The sequence below is a fragment of the Acinetobacter sp. ACZLY 512 genome (genome assembly GCF_023614015.1).
In the GTDB taxonomy this organism is placed as follows: domain Bacteria; phylum Pseudomonadota; class Gammaproteobacteria; order Pseudomonadales; family Moraxellaceae; genus Acinetobacter; species Acinetobacter soli.
Map to the genome: position 1 here is coordinate 111,917 of NZ_JAKIVI010000010.1, position 13,796 is coordinate 125,712.

At 41.5% G+C, this 13,796-nt stretch carries 16 protein-coding genes; 15 read left to right on the forward strand and 1 reads right to left on the reverse strand.

What is annotated here, in order from left to right:
• The first annotated feature begins 103 nt into the window (after positions 1-103).
• The 9 genes from L2096_RS12080 to L2096_RS12120 are packed head-to-tail and all read left to right on the forward strand — an operon-like array spanning position 104 to position 7,610.
• Positions 104-1,189 carry a phage protease gene (locus tag L2096_RS12080; RefSeq protein WP_250365497.1) on the forward strand — a complete coding sequence of 362 codons (1,086 nt, stop codon included), beginning with the start codon at positions 104-106 and terminating at the stop codon, positions 1,187-1,189.
• A 3-nt stretch (positions 1,190-1,192) separates the two neighbouring features.
• On the forward strand, positions 1,193-1,618 hold the full coding sequence (locus L2096_RS12085; protein ID WP_250365498.1) for a hypothetical protein: 426 nt from the start codon (positions 1,193-1,195) through the stop codon (positions 1,616-1,618).
• A 3-nt stretch (positions 1,619-1,621) separates the two neighbouring features.
• Positions 1,622-2,554: a Mu-like prophage major head subunit gpT family protein gene (locus L2096_RS12090; protein ID WP_076032317.1), complete on the forward strand. Its 933-nt coding sequence runs from the start codon at positions 1,622-1,624 to the stop codon at positions 2,552-2,554.
• A 3-nt stretch (positions 2,555-2,557) separates the two neighbouring features.
• Entirely contained in the window at positions 2,558-2,986 is a 429-nt protein-coding gene (locus tag L2096_RS12095) for a gp436 family protein (RefSeq protein WP_250365499.1), read from the forward strand.
• Positions 2,980-3,594: a phage protein Gp37 gene (locus L2096_RS12100; RefSeq protein WP_250365500.1), complete on the forward strand. Its 615-nt coding sequence runs from the start codon at positions 2,980-2,982 to the stop codon at positions 3,592-3,594. Before L2096_RS12095 ends, L2096_RS12100 begins: the two co-directional genes overlap by 7 nt.
• Positions 3,594-3,935 carry a hypothetical protein gene (locus tag L2096_RS12105; protein ID WP_250365501.1) on the forward strand — a complete coding sequence of 114 codons (342 nt, stop codon included), beginning with the start codon at positions 3,594-3,596 and terminating at the stop codon, positions 3,933-3,935. The genes L2096_RS12100 and L2096_RS12105 overlap by 1 nt, the downstream gene beginning before the upstream one ends.
• Positions 3,936-3,938: 3 nt before the next feature.
• Positions 3,939-5,987 (forward strand): DUF4886 domain-containing protein, encoded by a 2,049-nt coding sequence (locus L2096_RS12110; RefSeq protein ID WP_250365502.1) that lies wholly within the window; start codon positions 3,939-3,941, stop codon positions 5,985-5,987.
• A 17-nt stretch (positions 5,988-6,004) separates the two neighbouring features.
• Positions 6,005-6,781 carry a hypothetical protein gene (locus tag L2096_RS12115; protein ID WP_250365503.1) on the forward strand — a complete coding sequence of 259 codons (777 nt, stop codon included), beginning with the start codon at positions 6,005-6,007 and terminating at the stop codon, positions 6,779-6,781.
• A gap of 19 nt (positions 6,782-6,800) precedes the next feature.
• Positions 6,801-7,610, forward strand: a complete 810-nt coding sequence (locus L2096_RS12120; RefSeq protein ID WP_250365504.1) for a phage tail sheath C-terminal domain-containing protein — start codon at positions 6,801-6,803, stop codon at positions 7,608-7,610.
• A gap of 36 nt (positions 7,611-7,646) precedes the next feature.
• Here L2096_RS12120 and L2096_RS12125 read toward each other — a convergent pair whose 3' ends face one another.
• A complete protein-coding gene (locus L2096_RS12125; RefSeq protein ID WP_250365505.1) occupies positions 7,647-7,916 on the reverse strand; it encodes a hypothetical protein in 270 nt (89 codons plus the stop codon).
• A 75-nt stretch (positions 7,917-7,991) separates the two neighbouring features.
• Between L2096_RS12125 and L2096_RS12130 the strand changes: the two genes are divergently transcribed.
• The 6 genes from L2096_RS12130 to L2096_RS12155 all read left to right on the forward strand — a co-directional run bounded on the left by L2096_RS12130 (position 7,992) and on the right by L2096_RS12155 (position 13,792).
• Positions 7,992-8,369 (forward strand): hypothetical protein, encoded by a 378-nt coding sequence (locus L2096_RS12130; RefSeq protein WP_149930861.1) that lies wholly within the window; start codon positions 7,992-7,994, stop codon positions 8,367-8,369.
• A gap of 16 nt (positions 8,370-8,385) precedes the next feature.
• Positions 8,386-8,709 carry a hypothetical protein gene (locus L2096_RS12135; protein WP_250365506.1) on the forward strand — a complete coding sequence of 108 codons (324 nt, stop codon included), beginning with the start codon at positions 8,386-8,388 and terminating at the stop codon, positions 8,707-8,709.
• 221 nt (positions 8,710-8,930) lie between these two features.
• On the forward strand, positions 8,931-11,009 hold the full coding sequence (locus tag L2096_RS12140) for a phage tail tape measure protein (RefSeq protein ID WP_250365507.1): 2,079 nt from the start codon (positions 8,931-8,933) through the stop codon (positions 11,007-11,009).
• A 74-nt stretch (positions 11,010-11,083) separates the two neighbouring features.
• Positions 11,084-12,271 carry a DNA circularization protein gene (locus L2096_RS12145; RefSeq protein WP_250365508.1) on the forward strand — a complete coding sequence of 396 codons (1,188 nt, stop codon included), beginning with the start codon at positions 11,084-11,086 and terminating at the stop codon, positions 12,269-12,271.
• Positions 12,261-13,316 carry a phage baseplate assembly protein gene (locus tag L2096_RS12150; protein ID WP_250365509.1) on the forward strand — a complete coding sequence of 352 codons (1,056 nt, stop codon included), beginning with the start codon at positions 12,261-12,263 and terminating at the stop codon, positions 13,314-13,316. The genes L2096_RS12145 and L2096_RS12150 overlap by 11 nt, the downstream gene beginning before the upstream one ends.
• The gene (locus tag L2096_RS12155; protein WP_250365510.1) at positions 13,313-13,792 is read left to right on the forward strand and encodes a phage baseplate assembly protein domain-containing protein; all 480 of its coding nucleotides are present in this window, start codon (positions 13,313-13,315) and stop codon (positions 13,790-13,792) included. Before L2096_RS12150 ends, L2096_RS12155 begins: the two co-directional genes overlap by 4 nt.
• Positions 13,793-13,796 lie beyond the last annotated feature (4 nt).

Below are 13,796 nucleotides of genomic sequence, written 5' to 3' on the forward strand. Positions count from 1 at the left end.
TTAAAACAACAAATACAGATTTATCGATTTTTCGGAAAGAATTCCAACTCTTTTTATCAGGGTCAAACACTAAGCTGATGACATCGCCTTAAAACCCGATGTTATGAAAAAGACACTGCTTACCGCTTCATGCGCATTCGACTTATCTACGACACAAAACCATATGGTACTTATTCCAGAAGGGATTTTCCGTGGACTAGATGGTCGTCCGTTTGATGCCCCGCACTGGAATTTAACGCCTGAGCGTGGGCAGCAAATGGCTGCGGCATTGAATCAACGTACCATTGATATGGTGATTGATTATGAACATGCCACATTAAAAGCACAAGAATTGGGTGCGCCTGCTCCAGCATCGGGTTGGTTAAAGTCAGGTGCATTTACTTACGTTAGTGGGGTGGGACTATGTAGTACGCAATTTGAATGGACGGATAAAGCAAAAGAATTTATTGCGTCGGAAGAATACAAATATTTATCACCTGTTTTTCTTTATAACCCAACAGGTGAAATTCTTGGCTTGTTGCATGTCGCTTTAACTAATACCCCTGCCCTTGACCAGTTGCCCGAAGCCAAGCTTGCTGCGGCAGCACAGGATTACTTTTCTCAAAATTTAACCCAACAGGACTCCGAAATGGATGAGTTATTAGAACAGTTGCGCTGGATGCTGAATCTGCCCTTGTCAGCCACAGCAGAAGAAATTATGGCAGAACTTAGCAAACTCCAAGCTCAAATCAAAGATAAAACGGGTGTGGCTGTCGCAGCCAATAGTCAAAACCTTTTTGATGCGATTGCAGCTATTGATCAAATTAAAATGGCTGCTAACAGTCAAGCCAAGCCTGATCTAACTCAGTTTGTACCGATGGCTGTATATCAAGAAGCAGTTGCCAAAGCAGGTAATGCTGATGCCGCAATCAAAGCTAAAGAAATTGATGACTTGATTGTCGCGGCATGTAGTGATGGACGCCTCACAGGTGAAGCAACCATTAACTGGGTGAAAGATCAGGCCAAAACCAATCCTGATTTTGTTAAGGCTCATCTTGAAGGCTTACCCAAAATTGCGGCTTTGACCCAAAAACAAACGCAGCAGCTGAATCTAGCGGCTAATCACCAGCAACATCAACAGCCTGTGGATGACATTACTGCAAGTATTGCCAGTCAATTTGGTTTAGACCCTGCAACTATTGGAGCTTAATTTATGACAGCTACTCAAATCCCAATCGTCACTGAAATGCGTGATGGTGAGCTATTACCACTCTCCTTAAAAGCAAATGCGATTGTTTTAGAAGGCACATTTGCTGTCGTTGATGCTACAGGTCTTGCCATTTCTTCAACTGTTGCTGTTGCAGCAACTCAAAAAGTTTTAGGTGTATGGGATAAATCGGCGGACAACACAGGCGGTGCTGATGCCGATGTTATTGCATGTGCTCGTCGCAAAAAGCAGTTCCTATTCCGAAATTCTACAACTGATGCTGTAGGACAAGCAGACATTGGCTCACAGGTTTATGTCGAAGATAACCAAACCGTTGCAAAAACAGCAGGTGCTGGAAGTACACGCCCTTTAGCGGGGAAATTTATGGGCTTTGATACGCAATATCGTGACTGCGTATGGGTGGAGATTTAATACATGATCATTAATGAACAAAATGGCGCGCGCATTCTGGCTGCTTTAAGTACAAGCATTAAAAAGGTTTTTGATGGGGCTTTTGCTTCTACAGAAAGCAATTATGACAAAGTGGCAATGACTGTACCAAGTACTGGGGCATCAAATACATATGCATGGACAGACCGCTTCCCTGCTTTACGTAAATGGATTGGCGATAAAGCAGTAAAGAAATTAACAGGCCACGCTTACATCTTAGTCAATGAAGATTATGAAGGCACTGTTGAAGTTGATCGTAACGATATCGAAGACGATAACTTGGGAATGTACACCATTGAAACTGAATCTGTTGCTGAGTCAGCTAAGCGCTGGCCAGATGGTTTGGTCTTTAAAGTTTTGACTAAGGGATTTAGTGAAAAATGCTATGACGGCAAAACATTTTATGCCACTGATCATAAGGTTGGTGACGGTAAAAGCGTTGAAACGTACAGCAATAAGATTACTGCGCCATTGAGTGCCGCAACTTTGGCTGAAGCTCAAGCGAGTCTTGGTGCTGCAATTACGCTGATGACGTCTTTAAAAGATTCTGAAGGTGAACCACTTAATTTAAGTCCAAGCTTGTTGGTTGTTCCACCGGCTTTGCGTGAAACAGCAAACGTTTTGGTCACGACAGATCGTTTGGAAGACGGTAAGCCGAATCCATATAAAAATGCCGTTGAAGTACTGGTCTGTGGTTGGCTGGCAACTACAACTGAATGGCATTTACTTGATGCCTCACGAAAGATCAAACCTATTGTATTCCAGCCACGTAAAAAGCCTGTCTTTGTTGCTCAGTTCGACATGAATAGCGATAACGTCTTCATGCGTAAAAAGTATCGTTACGGTGCTGAAGCACGGGGGGTTGCTGGCTTTGGTTTGTGGCAACAGGCTGTTGGATCAACAGGTACTGGAGCTTAAGTCATGTATGCAACGGTAGATGGGATGCTCAAGAAATTTGGTGAACGTGAATTGATCCAGCTCACTGACACTGAAGCTCCTTATGAAGATATCATTAATTACGATAAGCTTAATGCGGCACTTGCTGAAGCGAACTCTGAGGTTGATGGTTATCTTGCAAGTCGCTATCAACTACCGTTGCCTGCTGTACCACCATTTTTAGAAGCGATTGCGTGCAATATAGCCCGTTACCATGCTTGTACGGGTGCAATTTCTGAAAATGATCCGATAAAAACTCGTTATGACAATGCTGTTAAGTCTTTAAAGGAAATTGCCAAAGGCACAATTGCGATTGGCGGTACACCTGCGGGTGAATCAGCTCCAGTGCAAACCTCTTCTAATAATGTGATGTTCCAAGTCGGACGCCACGACTGGGGAGGTAATAAATGGTAGACCTGAATCTTTCGATTGTGGAGCAAGGCATTAAGTCTGTCATGGCTGAACAGATCACCAATAAGCTCTGGCCGTGGGTGCGTGAAATCCGCACGTATGGTGGTGAATTTGATGATGAAACGCTCGCATTTGTGAAGTTATTTCCAGCAATTTGGGTGACTTATCAAGGTTCAATATCTAAAAAATCCAGTCATAACAAAACTGAATATCAGTCAACTTTCGTCGTGTTGGTGGGTGCTCGTTCTTTGCGTAATGAAGAATCACAGCGACATAGAGCTGGAGCAGATATAGGCACGTTTGAAATGCTGGATCGTGTACAGCGCTTGTTAAGCAACAATGATTTATCTAGCCAGAATATTCAAGGTTTAGCAGGTCTTGAGTTAGGTAAAACTCGAACAATTTTTAATACTACCACGCGTAGTCAATCAATATCTGTATTAGCCCAAGAATTTACGACTTCATACGTCATTCAAGCTTCAGATCGTGATCGTGAAGATGCAGAAACAGAAGCCATGCTGACCCACGTTAATCTCAATTACTACTTTGATCCAGAAGACTTCGGTATTGCTGATGCTGCTGATCTGGTCGAATTAAAAGGTGAAAACTAATGTCTATTCCCTACATTAAAACACCAGGCACTTACATCGATGTAAACATCAATACACAGCGCTCTGGATTACCTCTCAACACACAGAAAGTTTTGTTTATCACAACTGATACAACGTCTCCGGATATGCCCGAAACGGTTTATGACAAAGCCGCCGCAGATGCTGCTTTCGGTAACAATTCAATTGCTGGCCGTATGATCACTGCTGCGATTAAAACCAATCGTTTTGTTGATGTACAAGCATTTTCTTTAAATCAGACAATGTCACCGCAAAGTTTAACAACTGAAGGTGGGAATAATCTGAATACAGAGAATGATAAAAAATTGACGACTGAGGGCTAATACATGGCTGAAGAACAAATCAGCGTCAAAATCAGTGAACTAGCTGAAACAAACAATTTTAATGATGATGATGAGCTGCCGTTAGTTCAAAATGGTACGACTAAAAAAATCAAACGTACTATTGTTGTCGAGTCAATTAAAGCTGATTTGGGTTCAGCTGCTCAGGCCGATGCTACAGATTTTGAACCAGCGGGTGCTGTTCAAGCTGTAGAAAGTCAGTTGAATCAGAATACTTCGCAGCAAAATGAGCGCATTGAACGCCTTGAGTATTCGATTTATTTAATTCAAAAAAATGGTGTATTCAAAGCTTATCGCACTAAGGCTCAGATGCTTGCTGACATAGCAATTATCCCTAAGAACTCAGTTGTTAGTGTTGTAAACGATCCAGCGAATAACGCTCAAACGAATGATATTAACGGTGAATATCACTATAACGGCACTGATTTCTTTAAGCTTCCAAATAATATTTTAAATCTGCTCAATATTAAGACCGCTGCTGCTGAAGCGAATGCAAAAAGTTATGCTGACGTGAAAAAAGCTGAAGCGATTCAGACTGCTGCTTTTGATGCGCAGATCAAAGCTGATAATGTTGAAATAGCAGCGAAGAACTATACAAACATTTGTATCAATGAACGTACTTTGCAAAGTGCCAATACGGACGGGAAAGAGTTGGCTATAATTACGGACAGAAATGGTCGTAGAACATGGATCGAAATCGGAAAAGATGGTTTACCGACTGAAAGAACAAACGAAATTATCAAAAAAGCAGTTATACAAGATATAAACACTCCACACTTAATATTTGTAGTCGTCGATAAAAATGGGCGTCTAATTTCTGGTATTGATCGATCTGGAAACCAAGTTAAATATAGTCAAAACTTAAGTACCTCCTATCTATCTGCCACTGTAGATAAAAATGGGCGTCTAATTTCTGGTATTGATCGATCTGGAAACAAAGTTAAATATAGTCAAAACTTAAGTACCTCCTACCTATCCGCCACTGTAGATAAAAATGGGCGTCTAATTTCTGGTATTGATCGATCTGGAAACCAAGTTAAATATAGTCAAAACTTAAGTACCTCCTACCTATCCGCCACTGTAGATAAAAATGGGCGTCTAATTTCTGGTATTGATAAGCAGGGACTAACCTACCCGAAGTCGTCGCCAATCTCTGGAAGTGGCGATAAGAAGATTAAAATATTGGGGATCGGAAATTCATTCACTCAAGACGCGTTTATGTACGTCCCGTGGTTATTGAAAGAACTCGGTTTTAACAATTTCTCGGTATCAGTTTTAATGTACGGGGGATGCACCTTAGAACAGCACTATAATTTTGCTATAAATAATCAATCCGTATATGACTATGAGATTTATGATACAGATGGCCCAGATTATTGGGTGTCAAAAGGCACAAAAACTTTTAAAGAAGGTATTAACTTTCTGAATTTTGACACCATCATCTTGCAACAACAATCAGCAAGAAGTTGGGATTATAGTTCATACGCACCCTACCTAAATCCTTTAATTAACTACATCTACGCCAACACAAACTACACGACAAGATTAGGGTGGCATGGGACTCCCTCCGCCCCCGACGGCCAGCGCAACGGTAATTGGAACTGGAATGGTAGTGGCAGTTTCACATCAGCAGAGTTTTATGCAAAACAACAGGATGCATATCAGCAGTTGCATGTTGACACACCAATTGAGTATGTGATCCCCGCTGGCACTGCTGTCCAGAATTTAAGAAGTACATCTTTAAAAGACTTAGGCGGATTAAATAACTTAACATCAGACGGGCTTCACTTGGATGATGGTATCCCATGTCTAACAGCTTCATACGCTGTTCTGTTGAAGTTCTTAGAAATATTCAAGCTAAATGGTTCGGTGTTTGGGAGCCGTATTTTACCGACATCAGACTGGCTAAGTAATAAAAATATTCAAGGTCCTAACGGCACGCCAGCGAGAGTTACTTCTGAAAATGTTTATATTGCTCAGAAATGCGCTATTGCTGCAATTAAAAAACCATATCAAACGTCAGTAATTAACTAAACCAAAAGGAAGTCATCATGACTAACATTATTCGTTTAAATGAAGCAATTAACGACTATGTTTCGCGTCCTGTAATCACCCAGCTTGGGGAGCCGCTAATTGCATTAAACGCGAGTACTCATATCACAGCATTAGGCGGTAAATCTTCGTTATTACCATCTGATATCATAGTTGACGGTTCTTACGGGCAAACGCTACCTAATCCATTTATTATCAAGATTGGTGCGGGAAATGCTACAGTAAAAAGCGATTCAAACGGATCTTATGTCTCGTTTAATAACTGTGGATTTAGAGCAAATGAATCAGCAACAGTATTTAACTATGATAAATCGAAAAGCGTACTTTTAGTTTCTAAATTCCGAGTCGCAACATTAGCAGCGGTGACTACAGAAAAACCCATCAGCCGTATTTTCTCTTTCAACACATACGGTCCGCTACTAGGTCTTTCAGTCAGTCTAGTTGATACAAAGAAATATTTAACAGTCAATGTTGGTGTTACAGAAATACCAATAGAAGAATTGACGGCAGGAAAAATATATACGATAGCGGTATTACGCACACCCACACAATGTAAAGTTTTCATAGGGCCTAAAACAATCGTAAGCGCGGGTTCTGTAGGCGGTCTTGATCCGAATCTAGCTTCGGAAGATATCAAAGCGATGGGTTTGAACGTGAGATCGATTGTGACCGATGACACTACGCCGCTAAATAATACCGATATTTTTTCTTATGAGTTTTACGGCAACGGAGCGTGGAGTGATGCACAGATCCAAAATTATTTATCTACATTGTAATTTAATTTAGGAATTTGAAATGACTCTTCAATCAACACTCGACACAATCGCCCCTCTCGGCCATACCATCATCGCAGTATCTGCGCCGCCAGCTGCTGGCACAGATACACTTGCTTGGATCACTCATCTAAATTCAGTGAGTGATCCAATCAATCAAAAGCCGGCAATTCTGGTGATTCCATTTTCTAATATCACTGCTGCTGAGACATTTGCAAACCAAGCTCCAGTTAAGACAAACTACCGCGTCCTTTGTGTCTGCTACCACGGAGCCATTGGGGAAGAAGCTGAATTGGCTGCTGCTATGGCCGCAGCATTGGCAGACTCAGCTGATCCTGCTCTTCCGTTTAACGGTGTGAATCTGTTAGGTATCACACCTGTGGCTGATCAATATAAACTTAAGTTTGAGCGTATTGAGGCGGCTTTAAATAAAGGTGTATGCATGATCGATACTGGAGCTGATGGATATCCTGAAATCGTTCGTGCAATTTCGACTTATCGTCAAAACCCCGATTCAGGAGATGACGATGATTTAATGCTGGACATTAATGGTGCTTTGACAATTGATTACACACGCAAAGTCATGCGAACAGCAGTGAACAAAGAACGTCGCCGCAAAAATACAGCTGCTGCTCGTCGTAATGTTCGCTCTATCCTATTGGCTCAAGCTGATAAATTAGAAAAGGCTGAAATTTTAGAAAATGTAACTGCTTCATCAGATCAGTTGACCGTGTCTCAAGACATTAATGACAAAACTCGTGCAGTGGCAAAAATTCCTGCATACTGGGTACGTGGCATGCATGTTGTTGCGGCAACAATAGATGTTTACTGAAATTCAGTTTTAGAATTAAGCCCCGCATGTCGGGGCTTAAACGACTTCAGCACCCTCAAAAAATTTCATTTTCCGTTTTTTGATTAAATAATAGTGGGCTGACTGGGAGTCTCCAAACCATTTTGCATCATCTTTATTTTTCACCCAACTATATCTAACATTTGAGCTAATCATCTGGCTCATATCTAAATATGAATCTTCTGTTCCATCGTAGTCGTAGTAACCATTCAATTCCGGATCTGTATCGACTTTGAGATACAAGTCATTCTTCTTGATGTAATACCTGCCCATAGCATGCCCTTGCACTAATGGAAACGTTTCCGCCTGCTTTTATGCTGCCATTTCTTCAACAATAAGTCATCAATAAATGAGGCTTTAGAAATGGCTGAGAAAGCTGTTGGTTATATTGTTTTAAGTATTAATGGTGAGGAGTATGACTGTTCAACAGTCAATCCAACTAAAAATACAGGTAAACGTCCGATTCCCACAATGAATCGTACTGGTGAAATTCGCTACACCGCAAATGGTATTAAAACATACGCTGTGAGTGTTGCAGTTGTCGTTCCTGATTCAAAAGACACCGTGGACTGGATGGGTGTTGAAGATGCTCGACTCAGTATTGAGTCTGAATCAGGTAATTTTCGTGAAACTTATATCGACTTCAACGTTCAGGAAATTTCTGACGCATATGAAGTAAACGGTGAAACTCGTCGAAATCTTCAAGGATTTGCCTTGTCTTACATCAACGAAACGCTTTAAGTATAAGGATTAGATCATGATTCAAATTGAGGGCACTTTACCTGTAGCATTAAAAAAGCTAGATGGCCAAACCGAGATTAAAAGCAAAAAGATCATAATGCGTCAGATGACAGCTATTGAATATCTTCAAAGACAAGCGGCTATCAAAGAAGGTCAGTTTATTGCGATTGCTGATCTGGCAATTATGACGAGACTGATTGACGCGGATGGCAATGAGCATGAAATTACTTATGACATGCTTGGTTACTCTTCTCGCGCAAATTTAGATTATCTAAGTGACAAACGTGTTGAACTGGATGCAAAGGAAGCAGCCGAGAGTTCCGAGTTGGGGTCAGAATAATTCGGGATTTGCTTCAAATCGGGGTGCCATATCAGGCAGCAATCAATATGCGACTTGATATGGCTACTGCTCTATTGAACGATGAGCGGCTTGATAATACTCATCAAAGAAAATCAAAAGAATCTAACGCATCCCCTACAAAATCTAACGTGCCTAATTCTGAAGGCATCACCTATGTTGCAACCAAGCGTAAATTTTCACAGCCAAAGCAGGTTTAGTCTATGAGCAATCGAAATACCACTGTTTCTTTAACGCTTCAGATTAAAGGTCAACAAGCGTCACAAGAGATGAAGCGCATCTCTGATCAGCAAGTGACTGCGACGACTAAAATTAATCAGCAGTGGACTCAGATCAGTAATACTCAGGCTAAATTTGTTAGTACGGCTAAGGCTGGAACGCGAGAAACAATAAACACTGCACGAGCTGGAGATCAGCTTTTACGCACAAATCGCATGCTTGAAGGTGTATTACGTCAGCAATCGATACAAACCAAGCTGCAAAGCCAACTCTATAAGCAAAATGTGACATCGGCCCAACAGCTTGCAAACTGGACAAAACAGATTGAGCAATCGAGTAGGCGCACTCAACAGCATGTGCAGCAAACAAGCTCATTATGGCAAAAAGGCACTGCCATTGCAGGTGGTGTAACTGCAATGAGTATGTATGGTGCAAACGTACTACAAAAGCCTCGTGATTATGATCAACAACTTACTTATATCGCCGCCACAGCTACGGGTGGACAAGGTATGTCCACTTCAGCACGTCTTGCCGCACGTGGGCAACTGAATGAATTCATTAAAGGTGCGGTACGTACCGGAGGCGGTACAAGGGAAGATGCCGCAGAAGCTGCGAATACATTAATAGCTTCAGGAAAATATGAGCTTAACAACGTCAGAAATGCGCTCAATGTTGCAGTTAAAACTGCCTTTTCGACTAATGCCAGTGCAAATGATGCCGCTACGCTTACAACCCGTATGCAGGATTTTGGCATAACCAATCTTCAGGAGGGTCATGATATTGCAGTACGCGGTGGTCAATTAGGTTCATTTGAGTATAAGGATCAGGCTAAATGGCTTGCACAGCAAATGGCAGCAGCAAAATCTGTGGGTTACTCTGGACGTGAAGGCTTTATTCAACTGGTTGGAATGAATCAAGTTGCAATGACTACAGCAGCAACAGCTGACGAGGCTGGTAATAACTTGGTTAATTTATTAACTAAGCTTTCAAGTCGAGAATTTAGTAAATCAATTGGTGATGAGGTTAAGGTTCAAAAAGGTGATCCGACTCGTATTGAGGGTAAAAAGAAACCACATGAGGTTTTTGACTGGAGCACATACGCAATTCAGCAACGTGGCCAAGGTGTGTACGGTGTAGAGGCTTTCATGAAGCTCTTGGAACGCCAATTTGCAGGCAATAAACAATATCAAGCGTTACAAGAAAAAGCTAAAAACTCATCAAATAGCGCTGACCGTAAACAGGCTATTGATGACATGATTAATATTGCTGGTGGTAGTGAAATTGGTAAAATTATTGCAGATCGTCAGGCACTTATGGCTGCCTATGCTGTTTCATATCAGAAGGATAACTTGACTAAAATTACAGGTGAACTCCATCAATCTGCTGGTACAGTCAATTCAGATTATCAAATGGTGAGCCAGACAGAGTGGGCTAAAGATATGGCTTTGAATCAAGAAAAGCTATTCGCTCAATCTAAAATGTACGATCAACTTTCAGATGCGTTAGGAAATACTAAAGATAGAATAACGGATTGGGCCAAAGGCAATGAAACTCTTGCAGCAAGTGCTTATGCTGCTTCTGTTGCTTTAGGAGGGATAGCAATTGGTGCAGGTGCTACAACGATATTGAGTGGTAAAGGTGGATCAGTTGTCAAAGGTGCTGGTGGTTTAGCTGCTCGCGCTGGCGTATCTGCTGTTGCTCCAGCAGCAGGTCTGGTGGGTGCAGGTTATTTGGGATCACAAATATTTAAACCTATGGATGATTATCTTTATGGGATTGTCGATAAGTTTTTTGGTGGTTCAGGTGAAAAACAAGATTTCGTTCAACAAGCAATTGAAAAAAGTAAAGAACAACAGACATTACTTCAGCAGCAAATTACCGAGCAACAACAACAAACTCAGTTGAGTCGTGACATGCTCAGTAAATTAAATACATTAATTAATGTGACCGGCCAGAATAAACCTTTATCTTTTAGTGGCTCTCTTCTTGATGGTATTTCTCAGCATGCATCACAGCAGGAAAAACGGTCAGGTGCCCCACCCGCCTATATGATTGTTAAATAAATTGATGGAAACATTTCCTCCTTAATTACAGTCGCCGCATAGTCAAAATTAACCTCATAGTAGTGAGGTTTTTTATGGGCTGGAAAGATGATTTACAAGATGCGTCATTTCGTGGAGTAGCGTTTGAGTGTACTTCTACGGATACCACTGCATCAAAATCCCTGTCGATCAAACAGTCACCCTATTCTGATAAAGCCTATGTTGAAGACATGGGTAATGATCCTAAAAAAATATCTTTGAATGCTGTATTTACTGGGTCAGATTATAAAACTTATTTAGATGCGCTTATTGCGGCAATGGATGCGACGGGATCGGGCGAGCTGATTCACCCTATTGATGGCATCATGCAAGTTTATTCTGTTAATCATACAGTGCATCATGATGCTGAAAATCCTGATTTCTGCACCGTCTCACTTGAATTTCTTCGCGCAGATGGAAAGAAAGAAGCAGTTTTCGTTCCTGTTGTTAACCCTACGTCTATCGACGCTGCTAGCATCATCGGTGCTCCAGCCAATGGCTTTAAGAACTTCTTAGAAAAACTTCAGCTTAGCGATAGTAACCAATTTTTTAGTGTTGTGACGAATCTTCGTAATGGCATTAATACAACACGTTCTTATTTCAACCTCACCAAGTCAGCTATTGAAAATATTCTGGAGCCTGCAAATTACATTGTGAGTCTGGTTGATGACATTACTAAGCTGGTTACTGTAGATACCTCTATATCAGCGATTTCAAAATGGCGTGATCTGGTCAATCGTGTTGGACGGTTTGAAAAGCTTTTTCAAGATGATGATTCTCCAACTGAATTACAGCAACTTTGGCGTGCAACACAAGTTGCTTCAATGATTTCAATCACACAGCAGCTTATTGCAAACGTTCGTAATGAGATGGCACAAGGCAACGATATTAGTTTGACGCCAATTGATTTAGCTGTTGTACGTCAACAAAATCGTCAAACCATACAATCTGCTATTAATGCCGAGCGCGAGCAAACGACTGCTGAAGTTGGATTTATCGCAGTTACTCAAATTCAGGTCTATAAAGAGCTAGCAGACACGATTCATCTGCAAATACAAGAACTGATTCAGACACGTCCACCGATTACTACAACCAAAGTTATTGTGCCATGCACGCTGCATTTTCTGGCGCATCAGCTTTATCAGGATTTTACCCGTGCAGATGAAATTCGTCGTCTAAATCCAGACTTGCAGAATCCTGCACTTTTATTGGCTGGCATGGAGTTGATGATCTATGCAAGATAACTTAGGAAATGAACTTAAGCTGGTTATTGGTGGAATTGCGATCACGCAATGGGATGAAGTCTCTATTGATAGCCAGATCGACACGCCAGCTGAAAACTGGTCACTCACTTTATATCAGGAAGATGGTTTATTGCTTCCTAAGTCGATCAAAGGCGGTGCTAAAGTCCAGCTCTATTATGCTGATCAAATCATTTTAACATCAATCGCTGATAGCGTATCTGAAGGAATAAACAGAGATGGGTACGGTCTGCAAATCAATGGCCGTGATCTTACAGGCCAGTTAATTGACTGTTCTGTTCCGATCTTTAATGGCAAGCAAGTCACTTTAGAAGTACTTATTGGTAAATATGTGCTCTCAGGTGACTTAGGTTCATTATTTTCTACTGTCAAAATTCAAAATAATTCTTGGCTGAAGAATAAAGTATCTGTCGAGCCAAGTGAGTCACTTTGGGATGCGATTGCCAAAGCTGCTGCGGTCACTGGACAGCATGTCTGGCTAGATCCAGATGCAACACTGAATGTAGGCAATCCATTTGCTAATCCTTATCAGGTTCAAACACCACTACGTTTGATCAAGCCATTAGACAACACCAATAACATCTTATCTTTGAAGCGTGACAATGACGTTTCTAACGTTTTCACAGAATTTAAGGTCTTAAGTCAGGATGCTAAAGGCCAGCATATTTTGTCAGAAGCCAAAGCATCTACTCAATACAGCTTTAATCGATTAAAAATCGTCAGTTTAGGTGACGTTGAAACCAAAGCTGAAGCAGACGCAGCATTAGATAAAATCAAAAAAGATAATGATTTTGAAGCCCACACTCTAACGGTGACTGTGGCTGACTGGCTCATTGATGGAAAGCTCTGGTCAACTGGCTGGTATGTCAATTTAGAAACCAATGCAATCAGTCAAGCCACGGCTAAATGGGCAGTGATTGGCAGAACGTTCATGCTGTCAAGATCTGGCGGTAAAACTACAAAATTATTACTTAAACGTCAAGGCGACTGGGCGCAACCCTTGGTCTATAAGGAGAAAAAATCATGATGGGAGCAGTCTCGCAACAGATTAAAAAAGCAATGGGACAAATTCGTCAAAGTTTTCAAGGCATTGTGGCTCGTGGCGGATCAGACGTACTTCAGCTCAAGGGTTATGCAGGTGAAACGCTGCAAGAAGTTGAGCTATTTCAGCAAGTCGGCTTTAGCTCTCATATTCCTGAAGGCGCACGTGTGGTGGTGATTCCGCTTCAGGGAAAAACTGCCAAATCAATTGTCGTTGCAACCACCGCAGGTACGATCAAGATCAACGTCGAGTCGGGTGAAAGCTGTGTTTATGACCAGTTCGGTCATAGCGTTTGGTTAAAAGAAGACGGAACGCACGTCACTGGTGATTTATTCGTAGATGGAAATATTTCATCCACTCGTGAAGTCTCTGACCAAAAAGGCTCAATGCAGGAAATGCGCAGTAAATATAACGGCCACAAACATGGCTCAAGCCCTACACCTGATTCACCGATGGAGTAATTCA